Source organism: Pedobacter frigiditerrae (genome assembly GCF_032678705.1).
In the GTDB taxonomy this organism is placed as follows: domain Bacteria; phylum Bacteroidota; class Bacteroidia; order Sphingobacteriales; family Sphingobacteriaceae; genus Pedobacter; species Pedobacter frigiditerrae_A.
Genome location: NZ_JAVTSS010000001.1, coordinates 2430639 through 2448936 on the forward strand (window position 1 = coordinate 2430639; position 18298 = coordinate 2448936).

General features: G+C 34.9%; 21 protein-coding genes. 6 read left to right on the forward strand and 15 right to left on the reverse strand.

Going from position 1 to position 18298, the window contains the following annotated elements:
* From R2Q59_RS09640 to glmM, 5 genes are all read right to left on the reverse strand, one after another.
* Nucleotides 1–1338, reverse strand: a complete 1338-nt coding sequence (locus R2Q59_RS09640) for a cytochrome ubiquinol oxidase subunit I (protein WP_316785351.1) — start codon at nt 1336–1338, stop codon at nt 1–3.
* 177 nt (nt 1339–1515) lie between these two features.
* Entirely contained in the window at nt 1516–2415 is a 900-nt protein-coding gene (locus tag R2Q59_RS09645) for an MBL fold metallo-hydrolase (protein WP_316768275.1), read from the reverse strand.
* A 59-nt stretch (nt 2416–2474) separates the two neighbouring features.
* Nucleotides 2475–2681 carry a hypothetical protein gene (locus tag R2Q59_RS09650; RefSeq protein ID WP_316768276.1) on the reverse strand — a complete coding sequence of 69 codons (207 nt, stop codon included), beginning with the start codon at nt 2679–2681 and terminating at the stop codon, nt 2475–2477.
* Nucleotides 2682–3223: 542 nt separating this feature from the next.
* The gene (locus R2Q59_RS09655; RefSeq protein ID WP_316768277.1) at nt 3224–4372 is read right to left on the reverse strand and encodes a cysteine desulfurase family protein; all 1149 of its coding nucleotides are present in this window, start codon (nt 4370–4372) and stop codon (nt 3224–3226) included.
* A 6-nt stretch (nt 4373–4378) separates the two neighbouring features.
* Entirely contained in the window at nt 4379–5767 is a 1389-nt protein-coding gene (gene glmM / locus R2Q59_RS09660; protein ID WP_316785352.1) for a phosphoglucosamine mutase, read from the reverse strand.
* A 171-nt stretch (nt 5768–5938) separates the two neighbouring features.
* On the opposite strand from glmM, the gene R2Q59_RS09665 reads away from it, so the two are divergent.
* The 3 genes from R2Q59_RS09665 to R2Q59_RS09675 are packed head-to-tail and all read left to right on the forward strand — an operon-like array spanning nt 5939 to nt 7957.
* Nucleotides 5939–6670, forward strand: coding sequence for a class I SAM-dependent methyltransferase (locus tag R2Q59_RS09665; RefSeq protein ID WP_316785353.1), 732 nt, complete (start codon nt 5939–5941; stop codon nt 6668–6670).
* On the forward strand, nt 6667–7230 hold the full coding sequence (locus R2Q59_RS09670) for a phosphatase PAP2 family protein (protein WP_316785354.1): 564 nt from the start codon (nt 6667–6669) through the stop codon (nt 7228–7230). The genes R2Q59_RS09665 and R2Q59_RS09670 overlap by 4 nt, the downstream gene beginning before the upstream one ends.
* Before the next feature lies 1 nt (nt 7231).
* Complete coding sequence (locus R2Q59_RS09675) at nt 7232–7957, forward strand: ZIP family metal transporter (RefSeq protein WP_316785355.1); 726 nt, start codon at nt 7232–7234, stop codon at nt 7955–7957.
* 3 nt (nt 7958–7960) lie between these two features.
* On the opposite strand, the gene R2Q59_RS09680 is transcribed toward R2Q59_RS09675, so the two are convergent.
* The 9 genes from R2Q59_RS09680 to R2Q59_RS09720 all read right to left on the reverse strand — a co-directional run bounded on the left by R2Q59_RS09680 (nt 7961) and on the right by R2Q59_RS09720 (nt 14120).
* On the reverse strand, nt 7961–8413 hold the full coding sequence (locus R2Q59_RS09680) for a MarR family transcriptional regulator (protein WP_316768286.1): 453 nt from the start codon (nt 8411–8413) through the stop codon (nt 7961–7963).
* Nucleotides 8389–8589, reverse strand: coding sequence for a DUF5522 domain-containing protein (locus R2Q59_RS09685; protein ID WP_316768287.1), 201 nt, complete (start codon nt 8587–8589; stop codon nt 8389–8391). Before R2Q59_RS09685 ends, R2Q59_RS09680 begins: the two co-directional genes overlap by 25 nt.
* On the reverse strand, nt 8589–9545 hold the full coding sequence (locus R2Q59_RS09690; RefSeq protein ID WP_316785356.1) for an exonuclease: 957 nt from the start codon (nt 9543–9545) through the stop codon (nt 8589–8591). Before R2Q59_RS09690 ends, R2Q59_RS09685 begins: the two co-directional genes overlap by 1 nt.
* Nucleotides 9546–9562: 17 nt before the next feature.
* Entirely contained in the window at nt 9563–10153 is a 591-nt protein-coding gene (coaE, locus tag R2Q59_RS09695) for a dephospho-CoA kinase (RefSeq protein WP_316768291.1), read from the reverse strand.
* Nucleotides 10153–11100 carry a YbbR-like domain-containing protein gene (locus R2Q59_RS09700; RefSeq protein ID WP_316785357.1) on the reverse strand — a complete coding sequence of 316 codons (948 nt, stop codon included), beginning with the start codon at nt 11098–11100 and terminating at the stop codon, nt 10153–10155. Before R2Q59_RS09700 ends, coaE begins: the two co-directional genes overlap by 1 nt.
* Before the next feature lie 70 nt (nt 11101–11170).
* Complete coding sequence (gene yajC / locus R2Q59_RS09705) at nt 11171–11497, reverse strand: preprotein translocase subunit YajC (protein ID WP_316785358.1); 327 nt, start codon at nt 11495–11497, stop codon at nt 11171–11173.
* A 102-nt stretch (nt 11498–11599) separates the two neighbouring features.
* Nucleotides 11600–12040, reverse strand: a complete 441-nt coding sequence (locus tag R2Q59_RS09710) for a DUF1573 domain-containing protein (protein WP_316768296.1) — start codon at nt 12038–12040, stop codon at nt 11600–11602.
* Nucleotides 12041–12043: 3 nt separating this feature from the next.
* Entirely contained in the window at nt 12044–12994 is a 951-nt protein-coding gene (gene nusB, locus R2Q59_RS09715; protein ID WP_316768298.1) for a transcription antitermination factor NusB, read from the reverse strand.
* A gap of 37 nt (nt 12995–13031) precedes the next feature.
* On the reverse strand, nt 13032–14120 hold the full coding sequence (locus R2Q59_RS09720) for a Glu/Leu/Phe/Val dehydrogenase (protein ID WP_316768301.1): 1089 nt from the start codon (nt 14118–14120) through the stop codon (nt 13032–13034).
* Between the two features lie 102 nt (nt 14121–14222).
* Between R2Q59_RS09720 and R2Q59_RS09725 the strand changes: the two genes are divergently transcribed.
* Together R2Q59_RS09725 and R2Q59_RS09730 are read left to right on the forward strand one after the other, a co-directional pair.
* Nucleotides 14223–16007, forward strand: a complete 1785-nt coding sequence (locus tag R2Q59_RS09725) for an ABC transporter ATP-binding protein (protein ID WP_316785359.1) — start codon at nt 14223–14225, stop codon at nt 16005–16007.
* A gap of 133 nt (nt 16008–16140) precedes the next feature.
* On the forward strand, nt 16141–16473 hold the full coding sequence (locus R2Q59_RS09730; protein WP_131554379.1) for a DUF3276 family protein: 333 nt from the start codon (nt 16141–16143) through the stop codon (nt 16471–16473).
* A gap of 68 nt (nt 16474–16541) precedes the next feature.
* Here the strand turns inward: R2Q59_RS09730 and R2Q59_RS09735 are convergent, their stop codons facing one another.
* A complete protein-coding gene (locus R2Q59_RS09735) occupies nt 16542–17015 on the reverse strand; it encodes a hypothetical protein (protein WP_316785360.1) in 474 nt (157 codons plus the stop codon).
* Nucleotides 17016–17194: 179 nt separating this feature from the next.
* On the opposite strand from R2Q59_RS09735, the gene ychF reads away from it, so the two are divergent.
* On the forward strand, nt 17195–18289 hold the full coding sequence (gene ychF / locus R2Q59_RS09740) for a redox-regulated ATPase YchF (RefSeq protein WP_316768309.1): 1095 nt from the start codon (nt 17195–17197) through the stop codon (nt 18287–18289).
* Nucleotides 18290–18298: the final 9 nt, after the last annotated feature.

Consider the following 18298-nt stretch of genomic DNA (forward strand, 5'->3'; position numbering starts at 1 on the left):
TTAATTTGCTTTAGCTTGAGTTGAAACTGCTGGTTGACTATATAAAGTAGGTACCATTTTTATTTGTCGATATAACAAAAAGATAACGATGACATTTAATGATGCATAAATGACGGAGAAAAGATAAAAAGACCAAGCAATTCCTGGCATTGGCGTAACGGCGTCTCTAGTACGCATAACACCATAGATTATCCACGGTTGCCTACCAACTTCTGTAACTACCCAACCTGCCTCTAAAGCGATATAACCTAGTGGTATGGCAAGCACGAATAACTTCAAAACCCATCTCCTATCCAAGATGGATTTTTTACGTAAAAGAAGGGCAAAGTAAATTAGTGAAATAAGTACCAACAAACTTCCTATGCCTACCATAATCTGAAATGCGTAATGAGTTACCGCAACTGGCGGATGTTCATCTGCAGGGATTTTATCCAAACCTTTTACCTCCGATTTAAAATCTCCATAAGCTAAGAAACTTAAAGCCCCAGGGATTTCTAGGGCATATTTAACCGTTTTATCTTTTTCATTTACAACACCACCGATCAATAAAGGCGCTGGTTTTTGGGTTTCATACAAAGCTTCCATTGCTGCAAGCTTAGCAGGTTGCCTTTTTGCCACATCTTTTGCAGAAATATCTCCACTTATAGGTTGCAGAACGGCACAAACTGTTGCAAAAGTAACGGCAATCTTGAAGGCTTTATAATGAAAATCTGCATTCTGTTTTCTTAAAATCATTAAAGCATGTACACCTGCAACTGCAAAACCTGTAGCGGTAAACGCAGCCAAACACATGTGTAAAGCCTGACTAAACCAAGCTTTATTAAACATTGCCGCTATTGGGTCTATGTTTAGGTATTCGCCATTTACAAAGTCAAAACCAGCCGGACTGTTCATCCAAGCATTTGCAGCAACCACTAAAATCCCTGATGCTAATCCGCTTACGCCAACTACAACACCAGTAAACCAATGAAACCATTTATTAAGTTTATTCCAACCGTATAAGAAAAAGCCTAAGGCAATGGCTTCTATGAAAAAAGCAGTTCCTTCCAAGGAGAACGGCATTCCGAAAATCGGTCCTGCATGTTCCATGAACTTTGGCCAAAGTAAACCCAATTCGAACGAAAGCATTGTTCCGGATACTGCTCCAGTTGCAAAAAATATCGCTACTCCCTTACTCCAAGCTTTAGTGATATCTCTATAAACTTCGTTTTTAGTTCTTAACCATTTGTAATGCGATACCGCCATAAAAAATGGCATCACCATTCCAATACAAGCGTAAATAATATGAAAGCCTAAAGACAAGGCCATTTGTGAGCGGGCGGCTAAAAAATCATCCATAGAAAAGGGATTTTGATAGAACAAATATACCCGATAGAATTTTGAATTCTTTAGCTATCAGCAAAATAGCAAGGAAAATTTTAATATAGAATGTTTATAAATTGCGAAGAAAGTTTGGAGTAAAAAGTTGAGCGTTTGGAGTAAGGCGACTCCCAACTCTCAACTCCAAACTAATTATTAACCTACTGTCAGTTCCGTATAAGCAGCGGTTAAACTACGCACAATACCATCGCCTTGCCACTCGGGTGCACCAGGGATTGTGGTTGCCTTTAAAATTTCTTCCTTAGTTTTACCAGCTGTCATTTCTGCTTTCACAAAAGTCATCAGACTTTCTAAATAATTTCTAAATGCTTTTACATTTTCTTTATCGCCAATCACTTTTTCAGGGTCTAAACTATGCCCAGTAATTACGATGGTATCCTTATCAAATTGATTATAAATTTTATCCAATGCAGTAATCCAATTGCCAATGTGTGCCCCATTTTCTTTGTCTATATAAGGAAAGCGACGATTAAATACTAAATCGCCCACGTGTACAATGTTTGCGTTTTCGAAATGATAAACCACATCGCCATTGGTATGACCAGAACCATAATAGTAAGAACTGATTTTTTCTTTACCCACAGGCGCTTTCCAACCTTTACCAAAAGTTACATCAGGATAAAGCTGTTTATCTTCGCTCTTAGCTTTTTCTGCAGCTAATTTCATATTCACTAATGCATTTTGATGGGCAACAACGTGCTCTGCCAAGCCCTTAAATGCAATGTTACCAGCAGTATGATCGCCGTGATGATGAGTGTTCAGTAAATACTTAAATGGTTTTTCTCCTAACTTTTTCAATTCCTCTATTACGTGAGGTGCAGAAGCTGGAAACTGTGAATCTACTACCACAAAACCACTCGAACCATTTAACCAAGCAATAGTCCCACCTTGTTCAGTAAAGATGCCTACATCGTTTCTTAAAGCTTTAAACTGGTAAGCTCTAGCAAAATTTGTATTGGCAAAAACATCACCTTTGTAAAAGGCAAGCACAGCTGCAGCCAATGCCGAGTTTTGAATAAATTTTCTTCTTTCCATAATAGGGATAAATTAAAAAACCACGAACTATGTCGTGGTTTAAATATAATAATTTTAGGTTAAACTCCGCTTCCAGGAATTGTACCAGGTTCGTGACCATCTCCAAAAGCATTGTTAGTGCGACCGTGCTTTTTTTCGAAATTGCTAGTCATGTTAGATGAAGAATTTTTTTCAATATTCTCCTCGTTTCTAGGTGTTTCTTGATTGGTATCCGTTACAGTTGCATCTTTTTTGATGGTGCTGTCTTTTTTATCTTTAGTTTCCATAACATTTGTTTTAAATAGATATGCTTAACTAACAATGGATGGAAATGTTTTGTTTTTGATTTTTGAGTCATCCGATGAATATTAGAAAGTTGCCCATATTCATCGGATGACTAATTAATCTCCTAGTTTATTAAATACTTGGCAAATTATTTGAAAAGCAAAAGATTTGCAGCTATTAATGTTCAGTCCTGCCAATGCTGCAATTCCCGATGAAGAATCGGGAGATTTCCGCGTATGTCAGGTTTAGGATACGTAGATTTCTGCTGCTATTTAGGTTTGCACCTAGCAGTTGCCAAGAACCAGCAACTTTGTTAAATAAACTCGATTGAAGCGGAAATACTTTTTGTCATGCTGAGCGTAGTCGAAGCACAAAAAGATTGAAGCGCAAAGCGGGGCTGCAGAACCTATGGAACAGCATCATTGATTTTCAAAACCAAAAAGCCTTAACAATTATGTTAAGGCTTTGAATTTATCTTAGTGACTTCGCTACGCTACCGATGTAAAATCGGCACAAGTCTGAATGACAAAACAATTAATGACGACTAGGCTAAAGCATTTTGCTTAACCACCATCTTCACTTTTTCTAAAACGTAATCTAAATCTTCTTTTGTGGTAAACTTACTGAAAGAGAAACGCACAGAAGGACGATTTGGGTCGGCTTTAATGCCATTTAGAACGTGAGAACCAATATTTGAGCCAGACGAACAAGCGCTTCCGCCTGATGCACAAATGCCGTTTATGTCTAAGTTAAACAATAACATATCTGCCATGTCCATTTCAGGGAACGAAACATTTAATACCGTATAAAGACTTTTATCTGCTTCAGTTTCGCCATTAAATCCAATGTTTGGGATTTCGGCAATCAATTGTTCTTTTAAATAATCTTTTAGGCCTTGGATATAGGTTTGGTGTTCATCCATTTCTGCATAAGCAATTTCCAAAGCCTTTGCCAAACCAACAATTCCATAAACATTCTCTGTCCCGCCACGCATGTTGCGCTCTTGTGCACCACCATAAATCATCGGCGGAATTTTGATATTACTATTTACATATAGAAAACCAACACCTTTTGGTCCGTGGAGTTTATGTGCTGCACAAACTATAAAATGAGCTTTTAGTTTACGAACATCGTGTGGATAGTGCCCCATCGTCTGCACTGTATCAGCGTGATAGATTGCATTGTATCTTTCGCAGATATCGCCCACTTTTTGCATATCCGTTAAAGTGCCCAATTCGTTATTGGCATGCATTAGCGATACAAAAGTGCGTTCGTTAGTTTGTAATAACTCTTCTAAATGATTGTAATCGATATTACCTTTTTCATCGATATTTACAAAACTTAACTTATCTATTACACCATCTTTTAACAACATTCCTAAAGTATGTTCTACAGCATGATGCTCTATTTTAGAAGTAATGGCGTGTTTAATGCCATAAGCAGAAATACCGCAACGAATTGCTGTATTATCAGCTTCTGTACCACCAGAAGTAAAAAATATTTCTGAAGGAGATGCATTTAATAAGCCAGAAACCGTTTTTCTTGCTTTTTCAACCAATGTTCTTACCTCTCGACCTAAGGAATGAATAGCAGATGGATTACCATAAAAGTTTTCCATTACATTAGTCATTTCTGCTATTACAGCCTTATCTAATGGCGTGGTAGCTGCATTATCTAAATAAACACGTTTCATTGGCTTTTAGTTAAGTTGTAATATTTCTTTAATGTCTGAAATGATTTTGTTAGCTAAATTTTCTGCTACGGTTTCATTTTCAGCTTCGCTATAGATACGAATAATTGGCTCTGTATTTGAGCGACGTAAATGCACCCACTCATTAGCAAAATCGATTTTTAAGCCATCAATAGTGCTAGTTTGCTCATTTTTATATTTCTCTTGAACCTTTATCAATAAACTATCGATATCCATTTCTGGAGTTAAAGTGATTTTATTTTTTGAGATATGGTAAGCTGGATAGGTGCTACGCAAACGTGAAATAGTTGTACCTTCTTTTGCCAAATGCGATAAAAATAAAGCGATACCAACTAAAGCGTCTCTTCCGTAATGTAATTCTGGATAGATAATTCCACCATTTCCTTCGCCACCAATTACAGCATTTGTAGCCTTCATTTGGTTTACCACATTTACTTCTCCAACTGCTGATGCGTTATAAGTGTTACCTGATTTCTCGGTTACATCTCTCAAGGCACGAGTTGAGGAAAGATTAGAAACTGTATTACCAGGTGTGTTTTTAAGCACGTAATCGGCTACAGCAACTAAAGTATACTCCTCGCCAAACATGGTTCCATCTTCGTTAACAAAACAAAGTCTGTCTACATCTGGGTCTACAACGATACCTAAATCTGCTCTTTTAGCCTGAACAACTTTTGCTATCTCTGTTAAGTTTTCTGGTAAGGGTTCTGGATTGTGGGGAAAATCGCCATTTGGCTCACAGTATAATTCATAAACCGTTTCTACGCCTAAAGCTTTCAGTAAAGCTGGAATAAATATCCCGCCAGTAGAGTTTACACAGTCAATGGCAATTTTAAAGTTAGCTTTTTTAATAGCTTCCACATCAACCAAGGGCAATGCTAAAATTACATCGATGTGTTTTTGTAAATAAGTATCATTAGAGATTACTTTACCTAAATCATTTACATCTGCAAAAGCAAAATCAGCGTTTTCAGCAATTTCTAAAACTTCTTTTCCATCTGCATCGCTAATAAACTCACCTTTTTCATTTAATAATTTTAAGGCATTCCATTGTTTTGGGTTATGGCTAGCAGTTAGGATAATTCCACCACCAGCATTTTCCATCGGAACAGCAATCTCTACAGTAGGAGTTGTAGATAAACCTAAATCTATCACTTCTATTCCTAAACCCTGCAGGGTACCAATTACCAAATTATTAACCATTTCTCCCGAAATACGGGCATCACGGCCAAGTATAATTTTTTTGTTTTGAGTTTTGTTAATTACCCAAGAGCCATAAGCTGCAGTAAATTTAACAATGTCGATTGGGGTTAGACCATCGCCAGATTTTCCGCCAATAGTCCCTCTAATTCCTGATATAGATTTTATTAAAGTCAAGTTCTATAAATTTTTTCAAAAATAATAAAAATTTAAGGAAAGGATTGTATTAAAAATGCACATCCAAGTAATTTTTAAAGCCTTTTTAATCAGCTTAAAAAATTAAATTCATCGCCGTTGAAATTCAAAATACTATATTTGTTCATCACAAAACGTTAACTCCTCAGCGTAATGCAGCGAAAATGGTTTCAATATTGGTTTAATTCTCCTTATTATCACATACTTTACAGTCAGCGTAATGATGCAGAAGCTGAGTTTTTAATTGACAACCTTTCTGCTTATCTCACCCCCAAAAAAAATAGTCGGATTTTAGATATTGCTTGTGGCAGAGGTCGACATTCAATTTATCTAAACAAAAAAGGTTATGATGTTACTGGGATAGATTTATCTGAACAAAGCATTAAATACGCACAACAGTTTGAGCAAAAAAACCTGCATTTTTATGTGCATGACATGCGCAAGCTATCGTACATTAACTATTTTGATTTTGCTTTTAACCTGTTTACTAGTTTTGGGTATTTTGATACTGAAAAAGAACATGTTAATGCTTTAAAAGCTTTTAGAAAAGGATTAAAGGAAGACGGCACTTTGGTTATTGATTATTTTAACACGCAAAAAATAATCAAAAACTTAACCAATCAAGAAACTAAAACCATAGACGGAATCGAATTCCATTTGCATAAATTTGTTTCCGAAGGTAAGATTATCAAACACATTAACTTCGAGCACAAACTAAAGGTTTATGCCTTCGAAGAACGTGTTCAAGCCTTTTTCTTGGCAGATTTTGAAAGAATGTTAACTAAAAGTGGATTAATTATAACTGAAACTTTTGGCAGTTATGCCCTAGAACCATTTGATGAAATTAAATCAGACCGTTTAATACTGATTTGCAAAAAAGCATGATAGAACAGTTACAGCAGTTTGATGCAGAATTATTTCTGAAAGTTCATCGTGGTTTAAGCAATGGATTTTTCGATTGGTTAATGCCATTGGTCAGGAATCGCTTCTTTTGGTCTCCACTTTATCTATTTATCATTGCTTTTTGCATTAGACAATATAAAAAACAAGGACTAGTTATGATTGGAATGATTCTAGTAACCTTTGCCATGGGCGATTTGATTGCATCGAGAATAATAAAACCTAGCGTTGGGAGGATTAGACCTTGCAATGAGGTGAGATTAGCAAATAAAATCATTCATCGTGTTCCTTGTGGTAGTGGATATAGTTTTCCATCCTCACATGCTACTAACCATTTTGCTATTGGCATTTTTCTAATCGGCTTATTTTACAAAAAATGGAAACCCATTTTACCATTAGGCTTAGGATGGGCATTTTTAATTAGCTTTGCACAGGTTTATGTTGGTGTGCATTACCCCATAGATACCTTTGCGGGAGCCATTTTAGGAACTTGCATTGGCTTATTCACATTTTATCTTTACAAGAAAATAAAACCTATTACCTAAAATGGAAATCTGGAAATTCCTTGTTTTATTTTGCTGTGCGCTTTTTGGAGGCTTGGCTATCTTTTTGGTAAAAAATGATAAGTCTCAATTATTAAAACTGATTTTATCTTTTAGTGGCGCTTATTTATTTGCCATTACGGTTTTACATTTAATTCCAGATGCTTATAGTGGAACTGATAAGGAAGAAATTGGCATTTTCATTTTAATTGGCTTTCTGTTACAGATCTTTTTAGAGCAGTTTTCTGAAGGTGTAGAACATGGGCATATCCACAAACATCATGATGGCCACGCTTTTCCATGGGGAATTATGATAAGTTTATGTTTACATGCTTTTCTAGAAGGAATGCCTTTAGCGAAAGACCAAAACAACGAATTGATTTTTGGCATTTCTTTACATCATATTCCTGCTGCATTTGCATTGGCAAGCATTTTAGTGCAAAATCATTACAAGCCAAAAGGAGTTGTTTTATACCTAATTATTTTTGCTATCATGGCACCTGCCGGATATTATTTTAGCTTGAGCCTAAGCAATGGAAGCATTAGCGGAATGGAACCTTATTTTAACAAGGTGATGGGAATTGTGATAGGTATTTTCTTACATATTTCTACCACAATCCTTTTTGAATCTAGCGCCGACCATAAAATTAATAAGCGCAAAATGTTAGCAGTTTTATTGGGAATTGGTGTTGCTTTAATCGGCTTTTTTGCTGCTGGGCATAGTCATTAATAACTAGCCACGCATCTTATCTAAAAGGATATTTAATTGCTCTGCTTCTTCTGCCGTAATGTTTGGCGCTATAAATTGAGAAAAATCAATTTCTTTATCCATCTTTTTTAATAAGGCTAATCCTTTATCTGATATAATGATATCTACAGCACGTTTATCATAGCTATTAACTGATTTCTCAGCATAACCTTTTTGGATTAATCTATCTACAATTCTAGAAGTGTCACTCATTTTATCTAGAATTCTATTTTTAATCAAGTTTACAGTTGCTGGACTTGGGTATTGACCTCTTAAGATTCGAAGTACATTATATTGTTGGGTGGTAATATCGAAAGGTGTTAAAATATCTTTAACTTTTTGATTGCTCCAGTGGTAAGTGAAAATTACGTTTACCAGTGCTTGTTGAAAAATATTCTCAAATTTTGAAGTTTTTACTTCTTTTTGTAGTTGGACCATTTAGTATCTGCTTTGTTTGTTGGCTGTGTTGGGGAATTTTGTCCATTATTTTTCCCATAATTCCACGGACAATGTTTGCATTTGTTCTTACAGCAATACCCCCTATTTAGGTGATATGCCTCCGTAAAAACCATTAGACCCTGGTCATTGAAATAATAATCAACCCCTTCTTCCATCAATTGAGCAATTTAACTACCAAATTAGGTGAAAAGTAAGTTTGTAATTGTGTGCCACTTCCATGGGTTGTCCAAACTTGTTGTGGCTCTACCTCTTCTATCGTTTTTAATATCGCGTTCCAATCAACATGGTCAGAAATATATAATTGAACTTCGTTGTTATTTTGTAAATGTTTCCACCCTGTGGCAAAAATTCTTACCACATTTATAGCCTTAATATAGCTATGGTAAACCATTGGTGGAACGATATAAATCATATCCATTTGGTTATTTTTCATCACTTTTCTATCGTAAACTTCGTACTTGCCTAAATCGACACCTAATTGTTCATAAATTTTAACAAAGGGTATGATACTATGATGCACTAAAATTCTTTTTTGAGGGCAATGCTGATTAATCATTGAAATTAACCGTTGACTTTTGCCCAAGGCGTAAGAACCCAACATGATATTTGGCTTAACATCATTTAGCTTTTTGATTTCTGCAATAGCATCTGGATGTTCAGTATCTGGATTTGCAAAAGTAGTTTCTGTAATTAATACATCAGCCTTAATAAACTCGATTGGTTCGCAAGTAGAATCTTCCTCTAACTTATAATCTCCCGTATAAAGATATTTTACGCCTTTGTACTCCATTAAAACCAATGCGGAACCTAAAATATGCCCAGCGGGATAAAAACTTATCTCAACTCCGTTTAAATTAAAAACTTCCTTATAAGATTTGATAAAGAAATCGCCGGCAGCAAATTTTTTATAACGATGCTTCATAAAAATAGAAGTTGCCTCGGTGCAATACACATTTTGATTACCACCTACCGCATGGTCTCCATGTGCATGAGAAATTACAGCATCTGTAAATGGCTCTTTTGGATCGAGGTAAAAATTACCATAACTACAAAACAATCCAACTTTTGTTTGAACGATAAAATCGTCTATAATTTCTTTTTGGTTTAACATATTGAGGAATGAGCAGTTTAATAGTTTAAAAACTGCTGATGTAAATCTAAAACTTGCAAAATAACAGATGTATTTTCAGTATTATCTATAAAATAATCGGCCATTTTAGCTTTTTGTTCGTCTGTGAATTGTTTGTCCATTCTTGCCTGAACTTGTTCGGCACTAACAGCATCGCGTTGCATAACCCTGTTTATCTTTAGTGTTAATGGCGCTGTGACTAAAATGTTTTTATCACACATTTTGTACGAACCACTTTCAAATAACAAAGCTGCTTCTTTAAGCGTGTAAGGAACTGACGAAGGAATTTCTGCTGCCCATTTATCAAAGGCCCTAAATACGGCCGGATGCACTAAAGCGTTGAGTTTATCAAGTTCTAGCTGATTATTAAATACGATGCTAGCAATGTGCTTATTGTTTAATATGCCATTCTCAAGATAGCTTTCCTCGCCAAAGGTTGATTTAACACCATCTATTAAAATCAGGTCTGTAACCATCAATTGCTTGGCAACTGCATCAGCATAAAAAACAGGGATACCTAAAGTTTCGAATACTTTACAAACCGTGGTTTTTCCACTTCCAATTCCGCCTGTAATTCCGACTTTTAGCATTACTTTTCTATAATAAAATTGATTTTATTTGGCACTACTTTTACCAATTTGCAATAATCTGGGAAACGTTTAATTTTAACTGTAAGCTTATGGTGACCAAGGATTTTCCATTCATTTATATCAACTACAGCTTCTATAAAATCTTCATCTACTTCTTGATAGCTCGACAAAGCAACCATAAAAGTTACCGCTATCTTTTTCGGATAAAGCTTAATATCGTAAAAATCATTGTTATTTATTACTCTAAGTGGCACCAGAACGGTTTTCTCTGTAAATTCATCAACCTTAACCCTTACACCTACACTAGATGGATAAATACTAATGTTGTTTGAACTATTTTGTTTTAAGGCAATTCTTGTGCTTGTAGAATTTTGTAAATCAGTTAGTTTTAAGGTGTCTGTGTACCATTCATTAATCTTAACAAGTTCTTCAAACGGACCAGAAATATTAACATAAGATGGAGTTAAACGAGTTTGACTAGAAAGACCATATTGTTTAATGAAACTTAACTTTGACAATAATTTAACCTTTACCCTTTTGCTTGTTCGTTTCGAAAAATCAAAATAAAGTGTATCTGGTTTAACAGAAATGATTTTTTGAGAGGTTTCTAGTTGCTTATTTACCTGGAATAACTGCTCAGAGAAAAGGATATAATTACGATTATTTAACTTTTCTAAACTAACGGTTATAGATTGAGGATTTATCCTTAAGCGAGAGAAAAGCAACTGCCAACCTGTGCCTTCCACTTGAAGGTTAACTGCATCTGGTTGTAATGGTTTAAAAGCTTTTTTCTGAGGTTCATTTATATACACTAACTGTGTTCTAGCGGTATATACATATTTGTTATTCAACGCCATGAATAACCAAGCCGCAACTGCAAAACCTACACAGATAATGAGCTGCACAAAACGTTTTCGTTCTATCTTAGTTAATTTAATAAATGGCATTGTGTAAAATTACAAAAAAAAGCCGCTCTCCCGAAATTGAGGAAGAGCGGCTTTAATAGTCAAAATCTGATTAGGCTTTTGTAGCTGGTGGAGTTGTAGCTGCTTTTGTAGCGTCTAATGAAACAGCCGATTTATCAAAACGGATTTTTGTTCCACCTTCAACTTCAATTAAAAAAGTTGTATCGTTTGAGCCTACAATTTTACCATGAATACCAGCTGTAGTTACGATTTTATCACCAATGCCTAAGCTCTCTACTAATTTTTTGTGGTCCTTAGCTTTTTTTACTTGTGGTCTGATCATAAAAAAGTAGAAAACTACCATGATTGCACCCATCATTACCAAAGTTTGATAATTGAAACCTCCTCCGGCTGCTTGTAATAATACTGTTGATGTCATTATGTTACGTGTTATTGTTTGTTATTGTTAAATTGATTCATTGGTTAATAGTCGATGGTTGATAGACAATAGCCAAAGACTATCAGCTAAGCCATCAACCTTTTATTTCTTCTCTTTCACTTCGCCTACTAAATGTAATTTATCAGCTTCTGGATTAGCATTAGAAAAAATAGTTACTTGTTTATCTTGCATACCTATTTTGCCAGCACTATCAAAAACAACTTTAATTACACCTTCTTCACCAGGTTTAACAGGAGTTTTAGGGTATTCTGGAACAGTACAGCCACAAGTTGCAGTAGCATCTGTAATAATTAAAGGTGTTTTACCAGTATTTTTAAATTTGAAATCAAACTGCACTTTTTCACCTTGTGTGATTACACCAAAATCATAAATTTCTTTTTCAAATTTAACTTTCGGTGCATCAGCTTCAGCAACTGTAGCAGAAGGGTTAGCTGCCTCAGCAACTTTCTCATCCAATTTTGATTTTTGCTTGCAACTTGCTAAAGCTATCACTGCAAACGCAATTATGAATAGGTTTTTCATATTTTACTCTTCTATAAGTCCTCTACCGATTTTCTTAATGCTATTTGTTCTTTTTAAATCGTTTAAAATTTTATCTAAGATACCATTAATGAACGAGTTACTTTTCGGTGTACTGTAATCCTTTGATAGCTCCAAATACTCATTTATGGTAACTTTAACCGGAATCGAGGTAAAATTCATCATTTCGCAAATGGCCATTTTCATTAAAATAGTGTCCATTAATGCAATCCTTTCAGATTCCCAGTTTTTAGTACGCTCTGCAATTAACTCCTGATACGCATTGTCGTTTTTCAAGGTAAACACAAAAAGGTCTTTCACAAATTTGCTATCCTCAACCCAATCTGCACTTATTGGCGTTAATTTGTTTTTAAACGGATCTTCGGAAGTAAAGTTTTTTAATGTTTTGGCAATCATACCTTGCATTACTTCCCTATCTACAGGCCAATTGATAAACTTATCCTCAAATGCTTGGATAATGTTTAAGTTTTTCAATAAGATTTTACGGAAAATGAACTTGATGATTTCTTTAGAACTTTCTAAGTCTTCCTCAGTTTCTTCTAAATAAGCAGCATATTCCTTTGTCTCCTTTAATTTAATAAAAATTGATTTTACTAAATCTGGATCAGAATGCCAATTAACTTGATATTTATTAACTGAAGCTGTGTATTCTGGATTTTGCTTTAAAATTACCGCAAATTTATTGTGCAATAATTTCTGATTTGGATTTAAATCTTCTGCTGTTGGCAAATGTTTATTTGCTCTTTCGATAGCATCAATTGAAGTATATTCAGTAACATCAACTATTAATGCTAGCATACGAATATACATTTCAAAAACACTGTCTATGCTTTGCATTAACGTTTTTTGACTGCTTACGCTATCTTTTTTGTCTGTCATGTGCCATGCATAAATATTTTGCAAAGCTTTTATTCTTAAGTGTCTTCTGTTTAACATGAATGTAAGAACGAGTGGTAATTTTTACCGTTTATATTTAATATGATGATTTAATTTTTTTAATGTCGCTTATTCTTTTTTCTGCGATGCGAGCCGCAGCTAAATTTGTTGGTATTTTTTCTGTTTTCGATAACTTAATTACTTCACGAGTTGCGTCGTAAATATGCTCTGTTAGCTGCATGGTACGTTTTTTACCAAAACCTGTTAACTCAGAGTAACAGTTAATTAAGCCACCAGCATTTATCAAATAGTCTGGCGCATACAAAATTCCCTTATCTAATAATAACTGGCCATGAATATCTTCATCTGCCAATTGGTTATTTGCAGAACCTGCAATGATAGAGAACTTCATATTTTTGATGGTTTTATCATTAACCGTTGCACCCAATGCGCATGGCGAATAAATATCAGCACCAATGGTAAATATTTTATCTGCATCTATAGGTTTTGCCTTATATTTTCTGGCAACTTCCTGTAAACGGTCTTGGTTAATATCGCTAACGTAAACTTCTACGTTTTCTTGTCTTAATAGCTCAACTAAATGTTCGCCAACATTGCCAATTCCTTGCACAACTACAGATCTACCTGCAAGCATATCAGTTCCAAAAACTTCTTTAACGCAAGCTTTAATTCCCAAAAACACACCCCTTGCGGTAATTGGAGCTGGATTACCACCACCACCAATAGATTCTGGCACACCAGTGACATGTTCGGTTTCCATGCGGATATATTCCATATCTCTAGTGGTTGTACCCATATCTTCAGCAGTGATAAATTCACCGTTTAAGTTTTTGATGAAACGACCATAACTACGCATTAAAGCCTCAGTTTTCATCTTTCTAGAGTCGCCAATAATAACAGCTTTACCACCACCTAAATTTAATCCAGTAATGGCAGATTTGTAGGTCATTGCTTTAGACAAACGCAATACATCTTCTAAAGCTTCAGCTTCAGAATTGTAGTTCCACATACGGGTTCCGCCTAAAGCAGGACCTAATGTAGTATCATGAATAGCAATAATGGCTTTTAATCCGGTATCGGGGTCGTTACAAAAAACCACTTTTTTGTGGCCTGATGCACTTAATTGGTCTAAAACAGAAGTTACGATAGAACTATTACCAGACATACAAATTTGTTGAATTGATAGCGGCAAAATTAAGATAAAAAAACCATTATTTTACTTAGTTTTTATTAAAAAAAGAAACTCTTTTGGCTAACTTTACCAAAAATGAAGCATCTATTCTTTTTAAACAAATACTTCTATAAATATAAGTGGTGGATAATTCCAGGCGTTTTCTTTGTCATCATCTCTAATATTTTTGGTGTGGTACCTGCTCAAGTGGTTGGTCACGCTTTCAATTTAATTACAGAAAACATCGCTATCTACCAGCTTTTTGATGGTTTTGAACGTCAAGAAATCATCTATGATATCTTTAGCAATAGCTTATTCTTTTTTGGCGCATTGATATTGATCCTCTATTTAATGAGAGGATTATTCTTGTTTTTCATGCGCCAAACTATCATTTTAATGTCGAGGCATATTGAGTACGACATGAAGAATGAAATTTATGCGCACTATCAAAAACTAAGTCTAGGTTTTTACCGCAGAAACAATACCGGCGATTTAATGAATCGTGCCACCGAAGACGTAAACAGAGTGAGGATGTACGTTGGCCCAGCTATCATGTACACCATCAACACGGCTGTTCTATTCTTACTCATTATCTACTTTATGTTTGATGTAAATAGCACATTGGCTATTTATTGTTTATTACCGCTACCCATTTTAGTCGTTACTATTTATTTCGTAAACACTTTAATCAACCAAAAAAGTGAGCGTATCCAAGAGCAATTATCAAGATTGTCTTCCTTTGTACAAGAACGATTTTCGGGCATTAGGGTAATTAAATCTTATGTAAGAGAAAAACAGGTACAAGATGTTTTTGCGACTGAAAGTATTGCTTATAAAAACAGCTCGATGAATTTGGTTAAGGTGCAGGCATTGTTTTACCCTACCATGCTTTTATTGGTAGGATTAAGTACCATTTTAACGGTATATATTGGCGGTAAACAAGTAATTGATGGCGCCATTACGCCAGGGAACATCGCCGAATTTATAGTTTACGTTAACCAATTAACCTTTCCTGTAACCATGCTAGGTTGGGTAACTACTCTCATTCAAAGAGCAGCTGCATCGCAAAAACGGATAAATGAGTTTTTACAATTACAACCAGATATTACATCCAGCAATGCTGAAGAACCCGTATTTGATGGAAAAATCAGTTTCAAAAATGTAAGCTTTACTTACCCAGATACTGGAATTGAAGCTTTAAGAAATATTAGCTTTGAGGTAGAAAAAGGACAATTTGTAGCTATTATTGGAAGAACTGGTTCTGGAAAATCTACCTTGGCAAACTTAATTATGCGGATGTATGATACCGATTCAGGGCTGATAGAAATAGACGGCAAGGAATTGAGGAACTTAAACCTCAACAATTTCAGGAATCAAATTGGATTTGTACCACAAGAAGTTTTCTTATTCTCAGACACCATCAAAAACAACATCGCCTTTGGCTTAAGCGTCGTTGAAGAAGGACAGGTTGAACAAGCTGCTAAAAATGCTGCCGTTTATAATAACATTATTGATTTTGATTTGAAATTTGAAACAATGTTAGGCGAAAGAGGGATCACCTTATCTGGCGGACAAAAACAACGTGTTTCTATAGCCAGAGCTTTAATAAAAGAGCCTAAAATCTTGATATTTGACGATTGTCTTTCGGCCGTTGACACCAAAACAGAAGAAGAAATCTTAAGTAATTTGGGCAAGATAATGAAAGGCAAAACGAGTATTTTAATTGCCCATCGTATTTCTACCATTAAAAACGCAGATAAAATCATTGTTTTAGACGACGGGAAAATCATTGAGCAAGGCACGCACAATGAACTACTTGCAAATAACGGTGCTTATGCTGAAATGTACGACAATCAATTATTAGAAGAGGAAAATCGATAAAAGATTTGATACGATATAAACTTGTGGTTTATACGTAGTTTAATTTATTCGAAAATGATAGTAAATTCTGTTTTGATTTAATAATTATTGCTTTATATTTACCGCAACCTTAAACTAATTAGTACACACAACAATGGGAGATTTTGACAACAAAGAGAGAGAAGAGGTTTTTAGCAAGAAAGTAAGAGCAGGTAAACGCACCTATTTTTTTGATGTAAAGGCAACACGTTCAGGCGATTATTACCTTACTTTAACAGAAAGTAAAAAGAGATTAGAGGATGGTGTATTTGTAAAACATAAAATCTTTTTATACAAAGAAGATTTTGAAAAGTTTACTGAAGGTTTAACTGAAACTGTAGAGTATATTAAATCTCATCAGGATGTAGTTGAAAAACGTTATGAATATTCTGAAAATGCAGAATATACGCATACGCCAAAAACAGATAGCGACGATTTTTCTTTCTAAGAAAATCACATATTAAAAAAAGTCTCCTGATATAAAATTGGGGGACTTTTTTTTGGCTAATTTATTACTTATCCCACTGCGCTATTACCCAATATTGCACCCACAATTGTTATAACATAAAGGCTTATTATAATGATGGTAATAATTCCCCAGTATTTAAATAACGATTTCATTTTACCCATTGCCTCATTCAAGCTTGCTTGTTCGCCATATAAAATGCCAACCTTTGCTTTATTGGCATATTTAAACATCAGTAAACTTGGGTAAAATATAGCAAAGGCATATAGTAAAAACACAACTGTTATCACTGCACTACCTGCTTTTGCAAGTTCTCCTGTCATTAAAGCAAGGTCGGGATTCGAACTCATGATTGCGCCAAACATAAAAGCACCAACAACAAGCAATCCTGTTAATACAAAACCAACAATAGCTAAAAAGCTAGCCCATTTTGCTGTTTCATAGATGTAACTTCTTATTTCCTCTGTAACAGTTAAAAGTTGTTCTTCTTTGGGTTCTAATTGTGTTTCGTTAATTTCTTCCATTTTAGTTTTAATTATTCTCGGTTACCAAATATAAACATATTAGCAATGTTAATGTTTAGCATTGAATAATTTACTAGGCAAAGGCCTTAAAAATTAATATCTTTGCGCCCTTTGGGAAATAGTCAATGGACTATGGACCATAGACTATTGACTATTTCATTACAAATAAAAAAATATAAATGGCATTACAATGTGGTATAGTTGGCTTACCAAATGTGGGTAAATCAACCTTATTTAACTGTTTATCTAACGCAAAAGCGCAAGCAGCTAATTTTCCGTTCTGTACAATCGAACCAAATATTGGTGTAATTACCGTTCCAGATGACCGTTTAACAAAGCTGGCTGATTTAGTAAAACCTAACAAAGTACAGCCTAATACAATTGAGATTGTAGACATTGCCGGTTTGGTAAAAGGTGCATCTAAAGGCGAGGGTTTAGGTAATCAGTTTTTAGGAAATATTAGGGCTACAAGCGCAATTATACACGTTTTACGTTGTTTTGATGATGGAAACGTAATTCACGTTGATGGTTCAGTAGACCCAATTCGCGATAAAGAAATCATTGATACTGAATTACAGTTGAAAGATTTAGATACCGTTACCAAACGTATCCAGAAAGTAGAAAAAATGGCTAAAACTGATAAAGAAGCCAAAAGAACTTTCGATATTCTTTCTGTATTTAAAGCGCATTTAGAATCTGGAAAGTCTATCCGCACTGCGAAAGTAGAAAAAGATGATTTCGATTTTATTGAGGATTTAGGGTTATTAACTCAAAAGCCAGTAATGTACGTTTGTAATGTTGATGAAGCTTCGGTAATTGATGGTAATAAATATGTTGATTTAGTGAAAGCTAGCGTTGCTGAAGAAAATGCTGAGGTTTTGGTTATTTCTGCTAAAATCGAATCTGAAATTGCTGAATTAGATAATTACGAAGAGCGTCAAGAATTTTTAGCTGACTTAGGTTTAACTGAATCTGGTGTAAATAAATTGATTAGAGCTGCGTACCGTTTGTTAGATTTATACACTTATTTTACTGCTGGTGTGCAAGAAGTTAGAGCTTGGACTATCACTAAAGGCTTTACTGCACCACAAGCTGCTGGTGTAATTCACACAGATTTCGAAAAAGGCTTTATCCGTGCCGAGGTTATTAAATACAACGATTTTGTAACCCTAGGTTCTGAAGCTGCTTGTAAAGAAGCTGGTAAATTAGGCGTAGAAGGAAAAACTTACGTTGTAGAAGATGGCGACATCATGCACTTTAGATTTAACGTTTAACCCCTAAAT

What these genes read in the sequence shown, in the direction of transcription:
- R2Q59_RS09640 (WP_316785351.1), bottom strand. Translation starts at nt 1,338, where the DNA reads ATGGATGATTTTTTAGCCGCCCGCTCACAAATGGCCTTGTCTTTAGGC.
- R2Q59_RS09645 (WP_316768275.1), bottom strand. Translation starts at nt 2,415, where the DNA reads ATGGAAAGAAGAAAATTTATTCAAAACTCGGCATTGGCTGCAGCTGTG.
- R2Q59_RS09650 (WP_316768276.1), bottom strand. Translation starts at nt 2,681, where the DNA reads ATGGAAACTAAAGATAAAAAAGACAGCACCATCAAAAAAGATGCAACT.
- R2Q59_RS09655 (WP_316768277.1), bottom strand. Translation starts at nt 4,372, where the DNA reads ATGAAACGTGTTTATTTAGATAATGCAGCTACCACGCCATTAGATAAG.
- R2Q59_RS09665 (WP_316785353.1), top strand. Translation starts at nt 5,939, where the DNA reads ATGCAGCGAAAATGGTTTCAATATTGGTTTAATTCTCCTTATTATCAC.
- R2Q59_RS09670 (WP_316785354.1), top strand. Translation starts at nt 6,667, where the DNA reads ATGATAGAACAGTTACAGCAGTTTGATGCAGAATTATTTCTGAAAGTT.
- R2Q59_RS09675 (WP_316785355.1), top strand. Translation starts at nt 7,232, where the DNA reads ATGGAAATCTGGAAATTCCTTGTTTTATTTTGCTGTGCGCTTTTTGGA.
- R2Q59_RS09680 (WP_316768286.1), bottom strand. Translation starts at nt 8,413, where the DNA reads ATGGTCCAACTACAAAAAGAAGTAAAAACTTCAAAATTTGAGAATATT.
- R2Q59_RS09685 (WP_316768287.1), bottom strand. Translation starts at nt 8,589, where the DNA reads ATGGAAGAAGGGGTTGATTATTATTTCAATGACCAGGGTCTAATGGTT.
- R2Q59_RS09690 (WP_316785356.1), bottom strand. Translation starts at nt 9,545, where the DNA reads ATGTTAAACCAAAAAGAAATTATAGACGATTTTATCGTTCAAACAAAA.
- coaE (WP_316768291.1), bottom strand. Translation starts at nt 10,153, where the DNA reads ATGCTAAAAGTCGGAATTACAGGCGGAATTGGAAGTGGAAAAACCACG.
- R2Q59_RS09700 (WP_316785357.1), bottom strand. Translation starts at nt 11,100, where the DNA reads ATGCCATTTATTAAATTAACTAAGATAGAACGAAAACGTTTTGTGCAG.
- yajC (WP_316785358.1), bottom strand. Translation starts at nt 11,497, where the DNA reads ATGACATCAACAGTATTATTACAAGCAGCCGGAGGAGGTTTCAATTAT.
- R2Q59_RS09710 (WP_316768296.1), bottom strand. Translation starts at nt 12,040, where the DNA reads ATGAAAAACCTATTCATAATTGCGTTTGCAGTGATAGCTTTAGCAAGT.
- nusB (WP_316768298.1), bottom strand. Translation starts at nt 12,994, where the DNA reads ATGTTAAACAGAAGACACTTAAGAATAAAAGCTTTGCAAAATATTTAT.
- R2Q59_RS09720 (WP_316768301.1), bottom strand. Translation starts at nt 14,120, where the DNA reads ATGTCTGGTAATAGTTCTATCGTAACTTCTGTTTTAGACCAATTAAGT.
- R2Q59_RS09725 (WP_316785359.1), top strand. Translation starts at nt 14,223, where the DNA reads ATGAAGCATCTATTCTTTTTAAACAAATACTTCTATAAATATAAGTGG.
- R2Q59_RS09730 (WP_131554379.1), top strand. Translation starts at nt 16,141, where the DNA reads ATGGGAGATTTTGACAACAAAGAGAGAGAAGAGGTTTTTAGCAAGAAA.
- R2Q59_RS09735 (WP_316785360.1), bottom strand. Translation starts at nt 17,015, where the DNA reads ATGGAAGAAATTAACGAAACACAATTAGAACCCAAAGAAGAACAACTT.
- ychF (WP_316768309.1), top strand. Translation starts at nt 17,195, where the DNA reads ATGGCATTACAATGTGGTATAGTTGGCTTACCAAATGTGGGTAAATCA.